Origin of the sequence: Symbiobacterium terraclitae, from assembly GCF_017874315.1 — a bacterium.
Classification (GTDB): Bacteria; Bacillota; Sulfobacillia; order Symbiobacteriales; family Symbiobacteriaceae; genus Symbiobacterium; species Symbiobacterium terraclitae.
This window is the reverse complement of sequence record NZ_JAGGLG010000001.1, coordinates 91,909-111,061: the sequence shown is the minus strand read 5'-3', so window position 1 is coordinate 111,061 and position 19,153 is coordinate 91,909. Positions and strand designations below refer to the sequence as shown.

Genomic DNA, 19,153 nt, shown 5'->3' with positions numbered 1-19,153 from the left:
CGTCACCCGGGAGAAGGGTGCGTGCGGGGTGCGTCAGGACCGGACGCCCCTAAGGCGGATCACGCGCGAGAGTGAGCGCCTGCCCGCACCGGGCATAGGGCGCTCACTCCGCAATGGTTACCGGCCCGCCGCCTACACCGCCACAGGGAACCGCCTGGCCAACAGGGCCGGCAGCTCATCGATGCGCTCCAGGCGGACGTAGTTTGGATCGGCCTCGTCCACCTCCAGGTGGTCGTAGGCCCAGGTGTGCACGTCGAGGTGATAGGCGGTGACGCCCACCGCCAGCGCGGGACGGATGTCCGAGTGCCGCGAGTTGCCCACCACGAAGCAGCGCTGGGGGTCCCGGCCGCCCATGTACTCCCGCAGCCGCTCGGGCGTCTTCTCCAGGACGACCGCCTGCCGGTGGATCCAGGGGCTGAGGCCCGACTCGCGGATCTTCCGCCGCTGGATGGGCTCCTCGCCGGCGGTCCAGATCGTCACCTCGAACCCGGCGTCGTGGAGCCAGCGGAGCGTGTCGGCGGCCCCGGGCAGCAGCTCCTGCTTGGTCTCGTAAGGGATGGCGCAGAGCCGCCGCAGTTCCCGTTCGAGCTCCGGGTCAACGGACTTCCCGGCCCGATCGGCGAACTCCCGGCAGCAGGCCAGCCAGCTCGTCGCCAGCGACTCCTTCACCAGGCCCATCCGCCGGGCAACCTCGACGTCCAGCTCCGCGCCGCGCCGGGCGACCTCCGCCCGGTCGAAGCCTGTGTGGCGGGCGATGAGGTCGCTGGCCGCGTCCTCCACCTCCCGGAAGTAGCGGATGTTCTCCGCGATCGTGTCGTCCCAGTCGACGAACGCATGCCCCACAAAACCCAAGCGCTAGCCCTCCTCTGTACCGGCCCGGGAGGCCAGCCCCTCCGAGGCGCCTTCCCCCTCGTGCGCTGCCGATACCCCGCTCTCCGGCGCACCTGCCCCTTCGTGCGCTGTGGCTTCCTCAGCTGTATCGCCCGCCGCGACCGGCTCACCGTCTGACGCACCGTCCCCCCGGCTCGCGTCGCCCCCCTCACCCTCCGGCCCGTCCTCCGCCGCGCCGCCGGTCCGGGTGGGCAGGATCAGGCCGGGCTCGGACGTGTCGAGGGAGACCGGCGGCAGGTCGCTCAGCTCCTTCAGCCCGAAGTACTTCAGGAACTCCGGGGTCGTGCCGTAGAGGATCGGCCGGCCCGGCGCCTCCTTGCGGCCGACGTCGGCCACCAGGCGGCGCTCCAGCAGCGTCTCCAGGGCCCGGTCCACCTTGACGCCCCGCACCGCCTCGATCTCCGCCCGCGTGATGGGCTGACGGTAAGCGATGATCGCCAGCGTCTCCAGTGCGGCGTGGGAGAGCCCCCTGGAGCGGGGCTGCAGCAGCCGCTCCACGTACTCCGCCGCCTCGGGCCGGGTGGTCAGCACGTAGCCGCCGGCCAGCTCCCGGATGGCCAGCCCGCGCCCGGGCGCCTCGTAGTCTTTCTGCAGGTCCGCCATGAGGATGGCGGCGTCCTTCTCGTCCAGGCCGATCACCTCGGCGATGCGCCGGATCGTCAGCGGCTCCGGCGAAGCCAGCAGCAGCGCCTCGAGAATCATCTTGCCGTGGTTCCAGATCATTCGTCCCCGGGGCCTCCCTCGGCCTCATTCGTCTGCGATTCCGCGCGGCGGATCAGGATCTCGCCGAACAGGCGCTCCTGCACCACCGTCACCTTCCGCTGCCGCATCAGCTCCAGCAGGGCCAGGAAGGTGACCACCACCTCGAGCCGCGAGCCGCCGCGCGCAAACAGGTCGCGGAAGCGGATGCCCCCGGGCGAGCGGGCAAGGCGGAAGCGGATCTCACGCAGCTTCTCCCTGAGCGGGATCTCCTCCCGGGGCACCTCCCGCCAGTTCCACTCTTCCTTCAGCACTTCCTGGAACGCGCGCACCAGGTCGAGCAGGTCGAGCCCCTCCAGGGGAGGCGGCCCGCCGGGCTCCTCGACGAACAGCCCGCGCGTGTAGACCCGGAACATCTCCTGCTCCCGGTCACGCAGCTGCTCGGCCACGGCCTTGAACTGGCTGTACGCCACCAGCTGCCGCACCAGTTCCTCCCGGGGGTCGGCCTCCTCCTCGGCCTGGGCGTCCTCGACCTCCGGCCGGGGCGGCTTGGGCAGCAGCATGCGCGACTTGATGCCCAGCAGCGTGGCCGCCATCACCAGGAACTCGCTGGCCCGGTCGATGTCGATGTCGGCCAGGTCCTGGATGGCCTCCAGGTACTGCTCGGTGATGCGGGCAATGGGGATGTCGTAGATGTTCATCTCTTCCCGCCGGATCAGGTGGAGCAGCAGGTCCAGCGGGCCCTCGAAGTTGGCCAGGTGGACTACGTACGGCTCCGGCCGGGCGGTCAGCCGATCCACATCCGTTACCCCCTCTCGCGCCCAATACGCAGCGGTATCATGCAACCCATATATTTTACATGTTCCGCAACCTGCCTGGCAACGTCAGAGCAGGCGCCCGATCGGCCAGGCCACGAAGGTCACGGCACGGTAGATGGCGTTGTAGACCGGTGCCAGGTCGAGGATGTCGGTGGCGAACAGGATGATCAGCAGCAGCGGCCCGAACCGGTACAGGTTGTGAACGAGCTCGTGCGAACCCGCCGGCAGGAGGTACTGGGCGACGCGGAAGCCGTCCAGCGGCGGGATGGGCAGCAGGTTGAACCCCACCAGGATGATGTTCATCGTCATCGCGAGCCAGAAGGTCCCGCTGAGCACCGGGTGGGACCAGCCCAGCATCCCCCTGTTGGCCATGGTGTAGAGCAGCAGGAAGATCACGGCCAGGATGAAGTTCATCGCCACGCCGGCCAGCGACACGGCGATGTCGCCCAGGATGCGCGGGCGCAGCCGGGCGGTGTTCACCATCACGGGCTTGGCCCAGCCGAAACCGGCCAGCAGCAGGAGCAGCGTACCGATGGGATCCAGGTGGGCCAGGGGGTTGAGCGTCAGCCGCCCCTGCAGGCGCGGCGTGTCGTCCCCGAACCAGGTGGCCACCTGGGCGTGGGCGTACTCGTGGAAGGCGAAGCCGATCACGACCCCCGGAACCGACATCACGATCTGTTGCAGGTCAGACATCCCCGTTCACTCCTCCTGCGCTGCAAACCGCCTCGCCAGGGCCAGCTGCGTCTCGCGGTCGGGCGCGTCGCCGGAGAGCCGGGCCGACAGCACCCGCTGCAGGATCCGCCCCACGCGGGGGCCTGCGGGCACCCCCAGGGCCTGCACGTCGGCGCCGTTGATCTCCAGCCGCACGTGCCGCCACTCCCGCCAGTAGGCCGCCACGCGCTCCCCGCCGCCCAGCAGGACGAGGAGCAGGAGCCCTTCCGCCGGCCACTCCGCCAGCGCGGCCACGATCGAAGCGGCGTCGGCATGGGGCGCCACCATGAGGTCGTGTGCGATCCGCCAGCCGGCCAGGACCTGAAGGCACGCCTGGTTCTCCGCCCGCTTCAGCCTGAGCCGCTTGACGGCAGCCACCCCGGCCGAGAGCGGCAGGCGGTGCAGCAGGACCAGCAGCTTCACGAGCCAGAGCTGGCTCAGCCGACAAAGCTCGGGCTCCGCCTCGACCAACCCGTCGACCGCGTCCACCAGCCCCTGTACCTCGGGGTCCAGGGGCACGCCGGGCAGGAGGGCCTCCAGCACGCCCAGCTCGGCGAGCATCTGCAGCGCCCCGCCGCAGCCCTGCTCCTGCAGGAGCAGGAGCAGCTCGTTGCGCAGCCGCTCGCGGCTCACCCGGGCCAGGAAGCCCTCGGCGACGGCCGCCCGTGCGCACGCCTCGGTCTCGGGCTCCAGGCGGAAGCCGTACCGGTGGGCGAAGCGCACCGCCCGGATCAGCCGGGTCGGGTCCTCGACGAAGCTGAGGGTGTGGAGGATGCGCACCTGCCCTGCAGCCAGGTCCTTCAGGCCGCCGAAGAAGTCGATGAGCCCCGAGGGGCCGGACGAGCCCAGCCGGATGGCCATGGCGTTGATCGAGAAGTCCCGCCGGTACAGGTCCTCGTGCAGGTCGGCGTGCTCCACCCTGGGCAGGGCGGCGGCGTGCTCGTAGAACTCCCGCCGGGCCGTGGCCACGTCGATGCGGGACGGCAGGGCCGGGTCATCCGGCTCCAGGTAGATGTGCGCCGTGCCGAAGCGCGGCACCTCCTGGACCCGACCGCCCAGCTCGCGGGCCAGCGTGTGGGCGAAGGCGATGCCGTCGCCCTCCACCACGATGTCGAAGTCGAGGTTGGGCCGGCCCAGCAGCAGGTCGCGCACAAAGCCGCCCACGGCGTAGACGGCGACGCCCTCCTCCTCGGCCACGCGACCCACGGCCCGCAGCAGCGCCCGGATGCCGGCCGGCGCCGCCTCCACCGCCTCCCGGGCCATCTCCACCGCCCGGTCGCGCAGGTCCTTCGGGTCGTCGGGGGCCGCATACAGCCTCCTGTGCCAGCGGGGCGCCGGCGCGCCGTAGATCAGGCCGAGGATGTCCGAGCGGGTGATGATCCCCACCAGGTTCCCCCCGTCCACCACCGGTACCCGGCCGATGTCCCGCTCGATCATCAGCTCCTGGACCTCGTCCACCGGCATGTCGGGCTCCACCGTGATCACCCGGGACTTCATGACCGACTTGACCGGTGCGTGCTCCAGGCCGTGGCGGCGGGCCTTCTCCACGTCGCGCAGCGAGACGACGCCCACCAGGGCGCCCTCGCCATCCACGACGGGCAGGCCGGTGTGGCCGTGGCGGAGCATCAGCCGCTCGGCGTCGCGGATGGGCTTGGTGGCGACGATCGTCTTGACGGGCGCGGACATCACGTCCCGGGCCATGAGGGGCCGCTCGACGCCTGCGGGCAGTTCCGCCTCCAGGCGCCGGGCCACCTCGGCCAGGGGCTGTCCCTTCACCACGGCCGAGGCCGCCGCCGGGTGGCCGCCGCCGCCGAAGGCGCCCAGGATCCGGGCGGCGTCCACCCACGGGACCGATGAGCGGCCGATCAGGTGGACCCGGTCCTCCATGCGCACGGCGGCGAAGAGCGCGGGCACGGGCTCCAGCTCCAGCAGCCGGTGGATGACCAGGTTGAGCCCGCCCACGTACTCGGGCACCTCGGCGACCAGCAGCCGGATCCGGGCGCCGGCGACGTTCACCCAGCGCGCCCGGTTCTGCAGCTGCTGCAGCAGCGTCTGCTGGCTGGGGGTGAGCGAAACCTCCATGAAGCGGGCCGCGGCCTGCAGGCTGGCCCCCCGGGAGAGGAGGAACGCGGCGGCCCGGGCGTCCCGGTCCGTGGTGCCCAGGAGGCTCAGCGAGCCCGTGTCGGCGTAGATCCCCACCAGCAGCGCCGTGGCCTGGAACGGCGTGAGGGGCGCGCCGGCCTCCTCGATCAGCTCGGCGAGCAGCGTACACGTCGCGCCCACCTGCGCCCGGACCTCGAGCCGCCCCTGCAGGTCGTGGGCCTCGGGCGGATGGTGGTCGAAGAGGTGCATCTCAACGCCGGAGAGCGCCGGCCGGAGCGGGCCGAGGCGGGCCGCGTCGGCAGTGTCCACGATGATCGCCCGGCGCACCTGGGCGAGGTCCACGTCCTTCGGGGTGTAGACCCGCAGGTTGTACCGGTGCAGCGAGATGAACTCGGCCGCCATCGGGTTGGGCGTGCCGGGCAGCACGATGCGGGCCTGGGGGTAGAGCACCTGGGCCCCCACGGCCGCGCCGATCGCGTCGAGGTCGGTGTTGGTGTGGGGCACGATGATCTGCATCAGGTCGTCCGTCTCCCGGAAGCGCTGTCGCACGGCGCTTGATCTTGATCGGAGAGTATTCTGCTACACCTCGCACAAACCCTGCCCGCGATTTCCAGATGCCCTTGCGCAGCGGACGAGCTTGCGTTATAATGAGCAGGCACTGGGCGGTTAGCTCAGCGGGAGAGCACTTGCTTCACACGCAAGGGGTCACTGGTTCGATCCCAGTACCGCCCACCAGATTGCTGACAGCGGCCGACCGGGGCCGCTGTCAGTCGTTATGTCCGCCGAAGACGGGAGGTCAGCAGGAGATGGGGCAGATGGAGAAGGCGCGGCCGCTGGTTGGCATCATCATGGGCAGCCGCTCCGACCTTGAGACCATGCAGGACGCGGCCAGGGTGCTCGATGAGCTGGGCGTTCCGTACGAGATGAAGGTCGTTTCGGCCCACCGCACGCCGGACGCCATGTTCGCGTACGCCGAGTCGGCGGAGGGGCGCGGGCTGAAGGTGATCATCGCCGGGGCCGGCGGCGCGGCGCACCTGCCGGGCATGACCGCCGCGAAGACCACCCTCCCGGTCATCGGGGTGCCCGTGTTCACCTCCTCCCTGCACGGGCTGGACTCCCTGCTCTCCATCGTGCAGATGCCCGGCGGCGTCCCGGTCGCCACCGTGGCCATCGGCAAGGCCGGGGCCAAGAACGCGGGGCTCCTCGCCGCCCAGATCCTGGCGCTGCAGTACCCCGAGCTGCGGGCGGCGCTGGCCGAGTACCGGGCGTACATGCGCCAGATGGTGGAGGAGAGCCAGCCATGATCCTCCCGGGCGGCGTGGTGGGCATTGTCGGCGGGGGCCAGCTGGCCCGCATGTCCGCGCTGGCGGCCAGGGCGATGGGGTACCGGGTCGCCGTGGCCGACCCCGACCCGGACTGCCCGGCGGCGCCCGTCGCCGACCGGGTCGTCGCCGCGTCCCTGGCCGACCCCGATGCGGTGGCGCCGCTGGCCGACGTGGCGGACGTCATCACCTACGAGTTCGAGAACATCGATCCGGCCGTACTGGAGCGGCTGGCCTCCCGCCGGCCGGTTCACCCCCGGGTCGAGATCCTGCGCACCTGCCAGCACCGCATCCACGAGAAGCGGGCCATGGAGCGGCTGGGCATCCCCGTCGCCACCTGGCGCCCGGTGGAGTCGCCAGCCGACCTGGAGGCCGCCCTGGCGGCCGTCGGTCTGCCCGCGGTGCTGAAGACCGCCACCATGGGCTACGACGGCAAGGGGCAGGCGGTCGTGCGCACGCCCGCGGAGGCGAGGGCCGCGTACGCCAGGCTCTCCGGGCACGCGGCGGCCGAAGTCGGCCGGCCACTTGTGCTGGAGGGGCTCGTCCCCTTCGCCTGCGAGCTCTCCGTCGTCGTCGCCCGCAGCGCTTCCGGCCAGGTGGCCGCCTTCCCCGTGGCGGAGAACATCCACGAGCTGAACATCCTCGCCTACTCCATCGTGCCGGCCAGGGTCAGCCCGGCGACGCAGGCGGCCGCCAGGGACCTGGCGGTGCGCATCGCCGAGGGGTTCGGGCTGGTCGGGCTGCTGGGCGTCGAGATGTTCTGCCTGCCTGACGGCAGCCTGCTGGTCAACGAGCTGGCGCCGCGCCCGCACAACTCGGGCCACTTCACGCAGAACGCCTGCGCCACCTCCCAGTTCGAGCAGCACATCCGGGCCGTCTGCGACCTGCCGCTGGGGTCGGTGGACCTGCTCAGCCCCGTCTGCATGGTGAACGTCATGGGCGAGGACTTTCCCCTGGCCCCCGCCGCCGCGCTGGCGGACCCGCAGGTGTACCTGCACCTCTACGGCAAGCGGGAGGCGCGGCCGCACCGGAAGATGGGGCACCTGAACGTGCTCGGCCGCACTGCCGATGAGGCCCTGGAGCGGGCCCGTGCGGCCAAGGCGGCCATCAGGGGGGAGCAACCGCTGACAGGGTCATCCGCCGGGCTCAGCTGATCGCGGCCCGGCTCTATGGGCGTGGCGAATCCGCAGGGTAAGGAGACGATGCGGGGCGGTGCACATCGGTGCACCGCCCCTGATCTTCGTCCGCGCACGGCCTGCCCACCGCGGGCCGTACCCGGTGGCTTACTCGTACCGGAGCGCCTCGATCGGATCCATGCGGGCCGCCTTCACCGCCGGGTAGACGCCGAAGATGAGCCCCACGGCCGCCGAGAAGCCGAGCGCCAGCGTGACGGCGTACAGGTCGAGGGAGAGCGGCGCGTCCAGGTAGTTGGCCGCCACCGTCACCGGCCCGGCTGCGAGCAGGATGCCGATCGCGCCGCCGATCAGGCAGAGGGTGAGCGCCTCCACCAGGAACTGCATCAGGATGTCGCGGCGGCGGGCGCCGATGGCCTTGCGCAGGCCGATCTCACGCGTCCGCTCTGTCACGGAGACCATCATGATGTTCATGATGCCCACGCCGCCAACGACCAGCGAGATGCCGGCGATGGCCGCCATAACGCCCGTCACGATGGAGAGCACCTGGTTGAACTGGTTCATGAAGTCCGTCCAGATGTGCGCCTCGTAGCCCGTTCCCGGGTAGATGCGCTCCATGACCTTCACGGCCAGGTCCTTCACCGCGACCGGATCGGCGCCCTCGCGCACCCGCACCGTCAGGTGGTAGTAGCTGTTCTGCCCCGTGGCGCGGGTGATGTAGCTGCGGGGGATGTAGAAGTCGCCGCCCTGGCCCCCCAGCAGCTGTGACAGCATGCCCGTGTTGGGGGCGATCACGCCGATCACCCGGAAGGGGTAGCCGTTGACCATCAGCTCGATGCCCAGCGGGTCGACCCCCTCGCCGAGCAGGTAGGAGAGCCGGTTGGCCGAGACGACCATCACGCGGTCGCCCCTCCGGATCTCCTCCTCGGTGAACCAGCGGCCCGAGGCCAGCTGGATGTTGAGCAGCGATGCGGTGTCGGTGCCCGCACCGCGCACGTAGTCCCACTGCGTCTCCCGGTGGAAGGTGATCTGCACGCCCATGCCGACCTGCGGGTCGATCACCTCGATCTCGGGCAGCGCCTCCTTCAGGAGGGCGATGTCCTCCTCCCGGAAGGAGCGCTGCTGGGCCATCTGCTCGCCCTCCGGCGTCCAGCCGCCGGTGGCCAGGAGCTGGAACACGCCGCCGTTCATGGCGTCCAGCTCCGCCTCTACGGCCTGCTGGGTGCCCCGGCCGATCGCGATGATGGCGATCACCGACCCCACGCCGATGATCAGGCCCAGCATTGTCAGGGCCGAGCGCAGCTTGTTGGCCCAGAGGGCCGAGAGCGCCACGCTGAAGGTCTCCAGCAGGTTCATCGCGCCACGCCCCCCGTCAGGAGGCCGAGCGGCACCGAGATGGCCCGGCCGGGCACCACCCGGCCCCGGCGCACGCCACCGGGAACCACGCCGGGCCCCATGCCCGGGCCGAACCCGCCCATGCCGGGCATACCCTGGATGCGCACCACGTCGCCGTCCTGCAGCGTCTCAATCAGCCCGAAGGGCGCGGTGACGATCATCTCGCCCTCCTCGAGGCCGGAGACCACCTCGACCTCGCGGTTGGTCACGAGGCCGGTCTGGATCGGGCGCAGCTCCACCTGGTAGTCCTTGACGACCAGCACGTAGGCCTGCCCGCCCTCCTCCTTCACCGCCAGCAGGGGCACCACGATCACGTTCTCCTTGCGGGAGGTCTCGATGCGCATCTCCACCGACATGCCGCTCTTCAGGCGGCCATCGAGGTTCTCCACCTCGCCCCGCACTTCAAACGTGACGTTCTCACCCATGTACATGCCGCGGTAGCCGTCCATGCTCTGCGACGTCTGCTGGCCCACGCCGGTCACCACGCCCTCGAAGCTGGCCAGCGGCAGCAGGGCGGACGTCACCATGATCTGCTGCCCGGGCTCGAGGCTGTCCAAGTCGACGGCCTCCACCTGGCCCACCAGGGTCATCCGCTCCATGTCGCCCACGCGGGCGATCAGCGCACCCTGCTGCACCGGGTCGCCGTCCTTCGCGCCCACGGCCAGCACGGTGCCGGGCGCTGTCGCCTTGATCGTCATCGACTCCAGGTTGCCCCGCAGCTTCTCCAGGGTGGCCCGGGCGGCCTCCACCTCGGCCTCGGCCAGCTGGATCTGGCCCATGTCCGGGCCGCGCCGCAGGGCCTCCTCCGCCTCCTTGACGGCGACCTCGGCCAGCTTCACCTGGATCTCGGCCAGCCTGACCCGGGTCTCCTGGTCGTCCGCATTGAAGTCGCCGCCCGACAGGAGGGCGTCCAGCTCCGCCTGGGCCTCCGCCAGCTTGGTCGCGGTCTCGCGCGCGGTCTCGTCGTTCTTGCTCACAGCCCGCCGGTAAGCCTCCTCGGCTGCGCGGTAGGCGCGCTCGGCCTCCGGGTCTCCCGGCTTGGCCATGTAGGCCGCCTCCGCCGCGGAGAGAGCGGCCCGCGCCTCATTCACCGCCTGCTGCGCCTGGGCAGCCTGGTTGCGCAGCTGCGCGATCTGCTCCCGCAGGGCGGTGACCGAGCTGCTCTCGCCGCTGCCGCCGCCGGCCCGCGCCTTGGCCAGCTGGGTCTGCGCCTCGATCAGCTGGCGCCGCGCCTCCTGAACGGAGCGCTCCAACTGGAGCGGCGCGCTGTCCAGGTTCCGCCGCAGCTCCTCCAGCCGCCGCTCGGCCTGGAGCAGGTCGCGCTCCTTCGCCTTCACATCTTCCAGAAGCTCAGATGCGTCGAGCTCAGCGAGGATCTGGCCCTCCTCCACCTGCTGGCCGACCTCCACGTGCAGGGTCACGCGCGGGCTGGCCAGGGCGGCCTTGTACTCCTGCAGGTTGCCGGCCTCCACGGTGCCGGGCGCGAAGACCTCCTGCACCAGCATGCGCCGGCTGACGGTCTCCACCTGCACCACGGGGGCTCCCTCCGGCCCCATCGCCTCGATCATCCCAGCTGCGGGCGCGCCGAAGAAACGCTTGTAGCCGAACCAACCGCCGCCTCCCAGCACCGCCAGTATCACAACGATGACCACAATCTTCCGCTTCAAGGGGTTCACCTCATTACGCAGCCTGTCAATCCTTAGACCGGTTGAGGCGCCCCATTGGTTCCGTCTTCCGGCGCGGAAAGGCGGGGGTCCGGCAGCAAGCTCACCGCGGGGCCCCGGCCCGCAGCCGCTCGGGCAGCAGGTCGTTGGCCGCCATCTCGGCGAAGCTCTCACGCCGCACCACCAGGTCGGCCCGCCCGTCGCTGACGAAGACGACCGCCGGCGTGGGGAAGCGGTTGTAGTGCGAGGCCATGGAGTAGTTGTAGGCGCCGGTGGCGAAGACCGCGAGCAGGTCGCCCGGGGCCACGTCGGCCGCCACGGGCACGTCGGTCAGCAGCACGTCGCCTGACTCGCAGTACCGGCCGACCACCGTCACCCTGCGGGTCCGCTCCGAACCCAGCTTGTTGGCCACGGCGCACTCGTACTCGGCGTGGTACAGCGCCGGCCGGATGTTGTCGCCCATGCCGCCGTCCACGGCCAGGTAGGTGCGCACCCCGGGGATCTCCTTGATGGTCCCCACCGTGTAGAGCGTGGTGCCGGCCTCGGCGACGATGGACCGCCCCGGCTCGATGATCAGCTTCGGCAGCGGCAGCCCCCGCTCGGGCGCCCCGCCGCGCACGGCCGCGCTGAGGCAGGCAACCAGTTCCTCCGGCGGTACCGGGCGGTCGCCCTCGACGTACCGGACGCCGAGCCCGCCGCCCATGCTCAGCTCGGACGCGGTGAACCCGGTCTCCGCCCGCACCGCCGCCGCCAGATCCAGCATGCGCTGGACGGCGATGCGGTAGCCCTCCAGGTCGAAGATCTGCGAGCCGATGTGGCAGTGGAAGCCCGTCAGCTCCACGTGGGAGAGGCGGAGGGCCTCCCGGGCGGCCTCCAGGGCAAGGCCCCCGGCGATGGGGATGCCGAACTTGGAGTCGAGTTGGCCCGTGCTAATGTATTCGTGGGTGTGGGCTTCCACTCCGGGGGTCACCCGGAGCAGGATACGCACCGTCCTCCCCCGCTCGGCGGCCATGTTCTCCAGCAGGTGCAGCTCGCGGGTCGAGTCGACGACGAACCGGCCGACCCCGACCTCCATGGCCAGGCGGATCTCCTCCGGGCTCTTGTTGTTGCCGTGGAAATAGGTCCGTTCCATGGGGAAGCCGGCCTGCCGCGTCGTGGCGATCTCGCCCCCCGAGACCACGTCCAGCGACAGGCCCTCCTGCTCGGCCAGCGCCGCCATGGCGGTGCAGAGGAACGCCTTGGAGGCGTAGGCCACGTCGAAGTTCGGGTAGTGCTGCCGGAAGCTCTCCACGTAAGCCCGGCAGTTCCGGCGGATCAGCGCCTCGTCCATGATGTAGAGCGGCGTGCCGTACTCCCGGGCCAGGTCCACCACATCCACCCCGCCCACCGTGAGGTGCCCCAGCGCATTCTGTGCCGCAGTACCGTAGAAGTGCATCGCGCATTACTCCTCCTGGGATGACGGCAAGCCCTTAGCGTTGCCTCTCGAATAATTTTACCCACAATAACACCCCGTGTTCCTCGCTGTCAACGCGCCCACCCGACGGGCACAGCAGTACGGCCCGGGCGCCTCTCCGGCGTCCGGGCTCTACTCGGTGTTGACATTGGCTCGCTCCAGGATGGCCTCGATCGCCCGCGTCGTGATCGCACACCCGTGTTCGAGACCGTCCGCCCCGTCCATCTTGCCGGGGTCGCCGATGCCGACGATCAGCGGAACGTCCAGGCGGCGCAGCACGTCGACCGTGTCGCCGCGCAGCACGCCCCGGGAGCGGGGCCTGCCGTCCTTGTCCACGGGGCCCTTCCGAATGCGGCCTTCGCTGTCGACGGAGAGGTCCACCTCCACGCCGCGGGCCCTGCGGGTGTTCGAGGCCACCGCGACGATGCCGAGCACGCGGATTTCCGGATGCCGGCAGAGGTAGGCCAGCGCCTCCTCCCCCGGCCCCGTTCCCGGGTTGCCCCTGTCGTCCACCATCACGAGGACGGGATCGTGCACCGCCTGCTTGATGAGCTGCACCAGCTCCGGACCGCTCAGGGGCGTCGGGTTGCCCGCGGAGGCGGAGATGCAGCGCAGCTTCAGGCGCCTGGCGGCTTCCTCCGCGGCCCGTCTGGCCACCTGGTCGCCGTCGGTCAGGAGGATGACGCGGACCGGAGGCTCCAGGCGAATCCCCCCTTGGTTCGTCGGCAGAACAGGATGCCCGGGGGCCCGTGCATCGGTCCGCCAGCCGAGCCGGTGGGCGGTTGCCGCGCACCTGCAGCCCCCGGGCCCCTAGCATCTCCCCGGCGGCGGCCATCCTATGCAGCGACCCAGACCAGGGTGGCGCCCGGGGGCGGCGGGGCCGGTCTGACGGCGAACCAGTACCAGGCGCTGACGGCGCCGGCCAGGAGCAGGAGGAGCGCGGCGAGCACCCAGCCCAGCCGCCGCTGCTGATCCACTCTGAGCATCGCACTGCCACCTCTGGAACTAGCATGCCCGCTGCGGGCCGGCGCCCGCCCGGCATCATCACATCCCAGACCTCACAGTGCCGCGTTTACGTGCTTCCGAATGCGGTCCAGGGCCCGCCGCTCCAGCCGGGAGACCTGTACCTGGCTGCAGCCCAGGATGGAGGCGACCTCCGTCTGCGTCTTGTCGCGGAAGAAGCGGAGCAGGATCACCATGCGCTCGCGCTCGTCCAGCTGCTCCAGCCCCTCCCGCAGGGCGACGCGGTCGAGCCAGAGCCCCTCCCGGTGGCCGTCTCCCGCCGCCAGCTGGTCGAGGAGGTAGATGGGGTCGCCGTCGCCCTCATGCACCGTCTGGTGGATCGACGCCGGCGGCCTGACGCCGTCCAGGGCCTCCACCACCTCTTCCGGCGCCACGCCCAGCTCTGCGGCGATCTCGTGGACGGTCGGATCCCGCTGCAGCTCTGCCGCCAGCTGCTCCCGCACCTTCCGGGCCTGGACGGCCAGCTGCTTCAGGCTGCGGCTCACCCTCATGGGGCCGTCGTCCCGCAGGTGGCGGCGGATCTCGCCCATGATCAGCGGGACGGCGTAGGTGCTGAACCGCACGTCGTAGTTCAGGTCGAACCGGTCAATCGCCTTCAGGAGGCCGATGCACCCGATCTGAAACAGGTCCTCGGGGTCCGCGCCCGAGACGCTGAACCGGGAGACCAGCGACCGCACCAGCCGGAGGTTCTCCTCCACCAGCCGGTCGCGCGCCTCCTTGTCCCCGGCGCGGGCACGCGCCAGCAGCCGCCTGACCTCCTCGTCAGGCCAGCCGCGTTCCTCAAGGTTGCTCGCACGCGCCATGGCCGCATCAGCTGCCCCTGGCCGCGGCCACGTCCCTCGCCGACGGCCGTTTGAGCATGGTGACGCGCGTGCCCCGGCCCACGGCGGACTCCACGTGCACCTCGTCCATGTGCGCCTCCATGAAGGAGAAGCCGAGCCCCATCCGCTCCGGGTCCGAGGTGACCGCCGCCTGCCGGGCCAGTTCCACGTCCTCGATGCCGCGGCCCTCGTCCGCGACGACGATCTCGAGGGTTCCGTCGTCCAGCGTCGCCTCCATCCGCACCATGCGCCGGGCGTCGCCCCGGTAGCCGTGGACGATCGCGTTGGTGACGGCCTCCGAGACCGCAAGCTTCACCTCGTCCACCTCGGCGACGGTGAACGCCCCCTGTGCCGCGACCATCGCCGCCATCAGGCGCGCCACGCCCACGTTCTCCGGTATGGCGGCCAGCTCCACGATGACCCTGTTGTGGGTGACCATAGCCTATCCCCCCTTGCCGATGCGCTCCCGCCTACCCCGCTGAAAGCGCGTCACGCTCCGACCTGAACTCGTCCATGGTGCGGAAGATGCCGGACAGCTCCAGCGCAGGCCGCACCTGCGGCGGCACCCCGATAATGCCCATGCGCCCGCCCTCGCGGCTGATGCGCCGGTAGCGGCCCAGCAGCGACCCCAGGAAGGCGCTGTCCACGAAGGTGGCACCCGCCAGGTTGACGTACAGGTGGCGGACCGGCCGCCGGTCCAGGATCTCCTCCACGGCCTCCTTGAACCGGGCGGCCGCCACCAGGTCGAGCTCGCCGGTCAGCCGCACGACCAGGCTCTGCCCCACCAGTTCGCACTCCATCGCCGCCATGGTGAGTCCCCCCACTGCGATTCTCGGCGGCACACGCGAGCCGCCGCGTTTGGCGGTATGTTCTTTGTCGTCCTTGCCATTTCCTCCCTGATCTTCCATCCTTTCGGTCAACAAGATTCGACAGGATGCGCGCGAAAGGGCCCGCCGTCCTCGACGGCGGACCCCTCTGACCGCACTCAGTCGAAGCTGAAGATCCCCCGCACGGTGTGCACGACGGACTGCCAGAGGTTGGCCTTGCCCACGGCCACGGGCGAGACGAGGTCCATGCGGGCCACCTCCTCGTCGCCCAGGCTGGCCACGATGTGGCCGATCACCTGCCCCTGCTGGACCGGCGCCGCCACCTGCCGCGGCAGCTTCACCTCCCACCTGACCTTGTCCTGGGAGCCCTTGGGCACGCTCACCCCGAAGGCCGAGCGGGGCACGGGCTCGATCTCCGGCACGGCGCCGCGGGCCACCCGCACGGGGCCGAACTTCTTGCCGGCCGGCGCGATCTCCACGGCGGTGTAGTTGGCGAAGCCGTAGTCCAGGAGCCGCGCAACCTCGATGTTCCGCTGCTTGGCGCTCTCAGAGCCCATCACCACGGCGATCATGCGCGTGCCGTCCTGCACGGCCGTCGCGGCAAGGCAGTACCCCGCGGCCTGCGTCCACCCGGTCTTCAGGCCGTCGGCGCCCTTGTACCAGGTGAGCAGCTTGTTGTTGTTCCACAGTTGGAACTTGGGGCCGTTCTTCCGCCAGGGCACGTTCAGCTCGGCGCCGTAGATCGACGTCAACTTCACCAGCTCGGGGTAGTTGAGCACCGCGTACCGGCTCATCAGGGCGATGTCGTACGCCGTGGTCAGGTGCCCTTCCGCCGAGAGGCCCGTCGGGTTCACGAAGTGGGTGTTGTTCATCCCCAGCTCCCTGGCCTTCTTGTTCATCAGCACGGCGAACGCCTCCGCGGAACCGGCCACGTGCTCGGCCACCGCCACGGCCGCGTCGTTGGCGGAGCCCACGGCCACGGAGAGGAGCAGCTCCTCCAGCGTGAAAGTCTCCCCCACGTCGGCGAAGATGGTCGTGCCCGGCTGCCGCTTGGCCTCCTCGGAGATGGTCACCTGGTCCGTCAGCTTCACCTTGCCGTCACGCACGGCGTCGAACGCCACGATCAGCGTCATGATCTTGGTGATGCTGGCGGGGTTGCGGCGCTCGTGGGCGTTCTTCTCGTAGATCACCCGACCGCTCAGCGCCTCCATCAGCACCGCCGACGGCGCGGTCAGCTTCACCGGGCTGTCCTGTCCCGACTCCGGCGCAGCGGCGGATGCCTCCTCCGCCTCGTCCAGGTCGTCGGCCGCGCGGTTGTGCCGGTACAGGTGGTCGCCGTCCTCCACGCCGATCGCCGGCGGCCATCGCTCCATGCCGGCCGCCGGCCTGGCGGCCGCCAGCGCAAGGGCGGCGCACAGCAGCGCCGCAAAGCAGCGCACAACGTTCCTCCGCATTGATTCCTGCCTCCTCGAACAGACTCTGGTTGTAGTCTGCCCGAGGCGCATGTACACTTGCGTCATGGCCCCATCAACCGCGTGCGATCGGACCGAACCCTGCCCGCGCGCGCTTTCGTCGGAACAGTAGTCCGTACTCTACCCACGTGGAGTGACGCGAACCGTGGCCACCACCCCGGCGATCTTGCTCGAAAACCTGACCAAGACCTACGGCGGCTTTCCGGCCGTGCAGGGGCTCAACCTCTCCGTGCGGCCCGGGGAGATCTTCGGCTTCCTCGGCGCCAACGGCGCCGGCAAGACCACGACGATGAAGATGATGGTCGGCCTGCTGCCCCCCACCTCCGGCCGCGTGCGCATCCTCGGGCACGACGTCTGGCAGGAGCCGGCCAAGGCGAAGCGAGCGATCGGCTACGTGCCCGACACGCCGATCCTGCACGAGCTCCTGACGGCCCGGGAGTTCCTGTGGTTCATGGCCGACCTCTACGGCATGAGCCGGGCCGAGGGCAAGGCGCGGGCGGAGGAGCTGCTCGCCCTGATGGGCCTCACCGCCCAGGCCGACCGGCTGATCCGCGACTTCTCGCTGGGGATGAAGCGGAAGATGGCCATCGCCACGGCCCTGCTGCACCGGCCGCGCGTGCTGCTCCTCGACGAGGTGACCAACGGACTTGACGCCCGCGCCGCCCGCGAGGTGAAGGACCTGGTGAAGGCCTGGGCCCGAGAGGGTGTGGCCGTCGTGCTCACCACGCACATCCTCTCGATCGCCGAGGAGCTGTCCGACCGCATCGGGCTGATCCACCGGGGGCGGCTCATCGCCAACGGCACCGCCGCCGAGCTGGCCGAGCAGGCCGGGCGCCCGGGGGCCAGCCTCGAGGAGAGCTTCCTCGCCCTCACGGGCGACGAGCTTCCGGAGGAGGCGGATCCGGCATGAACGGCGTGCTCACCCTCTCTCTGGCCATCGCCCGGTCTGGCTGGCAGGCCAGCTGGAACCGCATGTTCCGCTTCTCCCGCATGAAGGCCGGCCTGATCTGGCTGGCGCTGCAGGGCCTGGCTGCCTACTTGGTCGCGCGGCGGGCCCCCGCCATGGCCCCGGATGCCGCCGAGGCCGGCCTCGTGGGCGCCGTGGCCCTGATCGCGGCGCAGATGGGCTGGTTCGGCATCATGGGCGGCTTCTCCCGGGGACAGGCCCAGCTCTACCAGGGCCTCCTGGTGCCGCTCTTCCAGCTCACCCCGGCCCGCCCCCTTGCCTTCCTGCTGGGGCGGGTGATCGAGTCGCTGCCCACCCGGCTCTGGACGACGCTGCTCTGGGCCTGGGCCTACTCCTCCATCGTGCCCCCTCCAGGGCGGTGGCCCGCCCTGGCCCTGCTCTGGCTGGTGGGGGCGGCCGCGGGCGTGGTGGCGCACCTGGCCGGCCTGCTGCTCCTCACCTTCTGGGGCCGCTTCCACCCCCGGACGATGCGCCACGGCAACACCATCTTCGGCGTGCTCACCATGGCCCTGATCACCGCGGCCATCATCTACCTCAGCTCGGGCGGCACCGCCACGGAGCTGGCGCTCGTGATGCGCGAGTCGCGCCGCGCGGTGCTGACCACGCTGACCGCGGTGGCCGGCGTGCCCGGGCTGCTGCTGGCCGCCACCCTGCTGGTGCGCCCCGAGTGGGTGGAGGAGCACTACCGGCAGGGGCTCTACCGGGTGCTGGAGCTGAACGAGCAGGACACCGACCGCCCGGGGCGCTCCTTCTGGCTGCCGCTGCGGGGCGACGGCGTGCTGCGGGCGGTGCTCTCCCGGGAGTGGCTGCATCTCGCGCGGTCGAAGATGACGCGCACCCAGCTCCTGATCTTCGTCGCCGGCGCCGTTGGCGTCTGGTTCGCCGGGCGGGCGGCCGCGGGGCAGCCCGCGGCGCGGCTCGTCGGATCGGTCGGTGCGCTCTCGCTCCTGGCCTGGTTCAACGCCTTCGGCCACTGGGTCTCGCGGGTCTTCCAGCAGGAGCGTGTGACCATCGCCCTCTACCGCCTCGCAGCGGTGCCCACGCCACGGCTGATCGCCGCCAAGCTGATCGCGGTGGCGGTGCCGTCGGGGCTGCTGGTGGCGGTGGCCGTCGCAGTGGGGAGCGTGGCGGCCCGCCTGTCCCTCGCCGGCGCCGTCGCGCTGCTCCTGCGGACCGAACTGGCGCTGCTGTTCGGCGTGATGGGCGGCTTCGGCGCGGCCGCGGCCTTCGCCAGCCAGGACCCGGAGGAGCCCGAGGCGCCCGGCGCCCCCCAGGCCGAGCAGGGGGGCTCCGCCCTCGCACAGTCCAGCGCCTGGTCCGCCCTGGCCCGGACGATCGGGCTGACGCTCTCCACCGCCCTGCCCCTCTGGGCGGCGGCGGGCACCCCCTGGTTGCCGGCCCCGGCTCCTTTGGCGTGGGCGCTCGCCCTTGGGCTGCCCCTCGCCCTCCTCGTCGGCGGGGTATGGGTGATGCTCCGCACCTGGCGGTGGTGAAGTCAGTCTTGGGCCGGGGTCCGACGCAGCGGACCCCGGCCCGTTTGCTGTCACGCTCGCCTTGAAGACAGAGCAGCTTCGGTGAACGGGACCACCACCACCCGGTCCGCCAGCACGATGAACAGCTGACTGCGCCCGAGCCGGATGCCCCGGATCTCCGTCCAGGTGCCAGGTATGCTCCGCACCCGTGAGGTGGTTCCTTGGCCTGGTAGCCGGGGAGCGCTGGGTCGACCTCGTCCCTGCCGCTGATGAGAAGCTCGTAAGCGATTGTCGCCCGGTACGCGCGATCCCAGCTGGCCCTGCGGGCGGCGCACGCCCACAGCTCGTCTGCTGCCCCGCGTTGCAGGAGATCCCGCACATC

18 protein-coding genes and 1 tRNA gene are annotated in these 19,153 nt (G+C 70.9%); 5 read left to right on the top strand and 14 right to left on the bottom strand.

Annotation, left to right across the window (positions count from 1 at the left end; genetic code table 11):
* Nucleotides 1-132: 132 nt before the first annotated feature.
* From J2Z79_RS00550 to J2Z79_RS00530, 5 genes are all read right to left on the bottom strand, one after another.
* Nucleotides 133-843 carry an HAD family hydrolase gene (locus J2Z79_RS00550; protein ID WP_342589394.1) on the bottom strand — a complete coding sequence of 237 codons (711 nt, stop codon included), beginning with the start codon at nucleotides 841-843 and terminating at the stop codon, nucleotides 133-135.
* A 12-nt stretch (nucleotides 844-855) separates the two neighbouring features.
* On the bottom strand, nucleotides 856-1,614 hold the full coding sequence (gene scpB, locus J2Z79_RS00545) for an SMC-Scp complex subunit ScpB (RefSeq protein ID WP_245301782.1): 759 nt from the start codon (nucleotides 1,612-1,614) through the stop codon (nucleotides 856-858).
* Nucleotides 1,611-2,390 (bottom strand): segregation and condensation protein A, encoded by a 780-nt coding sequence (locus J2Z79_RS00540; protein WP_209464892.1) that lies wholly within the window; start codon nucleotides 2,388-2,390, stop codon nucleotides 1,611-1,613. The genes scpB and J2Z79_RS00540 overlap by 4 nt, the downstream gene beginning before the upstream one ends.
* An 84-nt stretch (nucleotides 2,391-2,474) precedes the next feature.
* Nucleotides 2,475-3,101, bottom strand: coding sequence for a site-2 protease family protein (locus tag J2Z79_RS00535; RefSeq protein WP_209464891.1), 627 nt, complete (start codon nucleotides 3,099-3,101; stop codon nucleotides 2,475-2,477).
* Nucleotides 3,102-3,107: 6 nt separating this feature from the next.
* A complete protein-coding gene (locus J2Z79_RS00530) occupies nucleotides 3,108-5,771 on the bottom strand; it encodes a CBS domain-containing protein (RefSeq protein ID WP_209464890.1) in 2,664 nt (887 codons plus the stop codon).
* Nucleotides 5,772-5,882: 111 nt separating this feature from the next.
* Between J2Z79_RS00530 and J2Z79_RS00525 the strand changes: the two genes are divergently transcribed.
* The 3 genes from J2Z79_RS00525 (at nucleotide 5,883) to J2Z79_RS00515 (ending at nucleotide 7,698) form a co-directional block, all read left to right on the top strand.
* Nucleotides 5,883-5,957 (top strand) — tRNA-Val (locus J2Z79_RS00525).
* Nucleotides 5,958-6,028: 71 nt separating this feature from the next.
* Nucleotides 6,029-6,526 carry a 5-(carboxyamino)imidazole ribonucleotide mutase gene (purE, locus tag J2Z79_RS00520; protein WP_209464889.1) on the top strand — a complete coding sequence of 166 codons (498 nt, stop codon included), beginning with the start codon at nucleotides 6,029-6,031 and terminating at the stop codon, nucleotides 6,524-6,526.
* Nucleotides 6,523-7,698 (top strand): 5-(carboxyamino)imidazole ribonucleotide synthase, encoded by a 1,176-nt coding sequence (locus J2Z79_RS00515; RefSeq protein ID WP_209464888.1) that lies wholly within the window; start codon nucleotides 6,523-6,525, stop codon nucleotides 7,696-7,698. Before purE ends, J2Z79_RS00515 begins: the two co-directional genes overlap by 4 nt.
* A gap of 129 nt (nucleotides 7,699-7,827) precedes the next feature.
* On the opposite strand, the gene J2Z79_RS00510 is transcribed toward J2Z79_RS00515, so the two are convergent.
* The 9 genes from J2Z79_RS00510 to J2Z79_RS00470 all read right to left on the bottom strand — a co-directional run bounded on the left by J2Z79_RS00510 (nucleotide 7,828) and on the right by J2Z79_RS00470 (nucleotide 16,314).
* Nucleotides 7,828-9,033, bottom strand: coding sequence for an ABC transporter permease (locus tag J2Z79_RS00510; protein WP_209464887.1), 1,206 nt, complete (start codon nucleotides 9,031-9,033; stop codon nucleotides 7,828-7,830).
* Nucleotides 9,030-10,739, bottom strand: a complete 1,710-nt coding sequence (locus tag J2Z79_RS00505) for an efflux RND transporter periplasmic adaptor subunit (protein ID WP_209464886.1) — start codon at nucleotides 10,737-10,739, stop codon at nucleotides 9,030-9,032. Before J2Z79_RS00505 ends, J2Z79_RS00510 begins: the two co-directional genes overlap by 4 nt.
* Before the next feature lie 100 nt (nucleotides 10,740-10,839).
* Nucleotides 10,840-12,171: a diaminopimelate decarboxylase gene (gene lysA, locus J2Z79_RS00500; protein ID WP_209464885.1), complete on the bottom strand. Its 1,332-nt coding sequence runs from the start codon at nucleotides 12,169-12,171 to the stop codon at nucleotides 10,840-10,842.
* A 150-nt stretch (nucleotides 12,172-12,321) separates the two neighbouring features.
* Nucleotides 12,322-12,846: a stage V sporulation protein AE gene (locus tag J2Z79_RS00495; RefSeq protein ID WP_342589385.1), complete on the bottom strand. Its 525-nt coding sequence runs from the start codon at nucleotides 12,844-12,846 to the stop codon at nucleotides 12,322-12,324.
* A gap of 179 nt (nucleotides 12,847-13,025) precedes the next feature.
* Nucleotides 13,026-13,175: a hypothetical protein gene (locus J2Z79_RS00490; protein WP_209464884.1), complete on the bottom strand. Its 150-nt coding sequence runs from the start codon at nucleotides 13,173-13,175 to the stop codon at nucleotides 13,026-13,028.
* A gap of 72 nt (nucleotides 13,176-13,247) precedes the next feature.
* A complete protein-coding gene (gene sigF / locus J2Z79_RS00485; protein ID WP_209464883.1) occupies nucleotides 13,248-14,015 on the bottom strand; it encodes an RNA polymerase sporulation sigma factor SigF in 768 nt (255 codons plus the stop codon).
* 7 nt (nucleotides 14,016-14,022) lie between these two features.
* On the bottom strand, nucleotides 14,023-14,472 hold the full coding sequence (spoIIAB, locus tag J2Z79_RS00480; protein WP_209464882.1) for an anti-sigma F factor: 450 nt from the start codon (nucleotides 14,470-14,472) through the stop codon (nucleotides 14,023-14,025).
* A gap of 31 nt (nucleotides 14,473-14,503) precedes the next feature.
* Entirely contained in the window at nucleotides 14,504-14,842 is a 339-nt protein-coding gene (gene spoIIAA / locus J2Z79_RS00475; RefSeq protein ID WP_209464881.1) for an anti-sigma F factor antagonist, read from the bottom strand.
* Between the two features lie 176 nt (nucleotides 14,843-15,018).
* Nucleotides 15,019-16,314: a D-alanyl-D-alanine carboxypeptidase family protein gene (locus tag J2Z79_RS00470; protein WP_245301780.1), complete on the bottom strand. Its 1,296-nt coding sequence runs from the start codon at nucleotides 16,312-16,314 to the stop codon at nucleotides 15,019-15,021.
* A 163-nt stretch (nucleotides 16,315-16,477) separates the two neighbouring features.
* Between J2Z79_RS00470 and J2Z79_RS00465 the strand changes: the two genes are divergently transcribed.
* Complete coding sequence (locus J2Z79_RS00465) at nucleotides 16,478-17,242, top strand: ABC transporter ATP-binding protein (protein WP_342589384.1); 765 nt, start codon at nucleotides 16,478-16,480, stop codon at nucleotides 17,240-17,242.
* Entirely contained in the window at nucleotides 17,239-18,792 is a 1,554-nt protein-coding gene (locus tag J2Z79_RS00460; protein ID WP_209464880.1) for a hypothetical protein, read from the top strand. The genes J2Z79_RS00465 and J2Z79_RS00460 overlap by 4 nt, the downstream gene beginning before the upstream one ends.
* Nucleotides 18,793-19,153 lie beyond the last annotated feature (361 nt).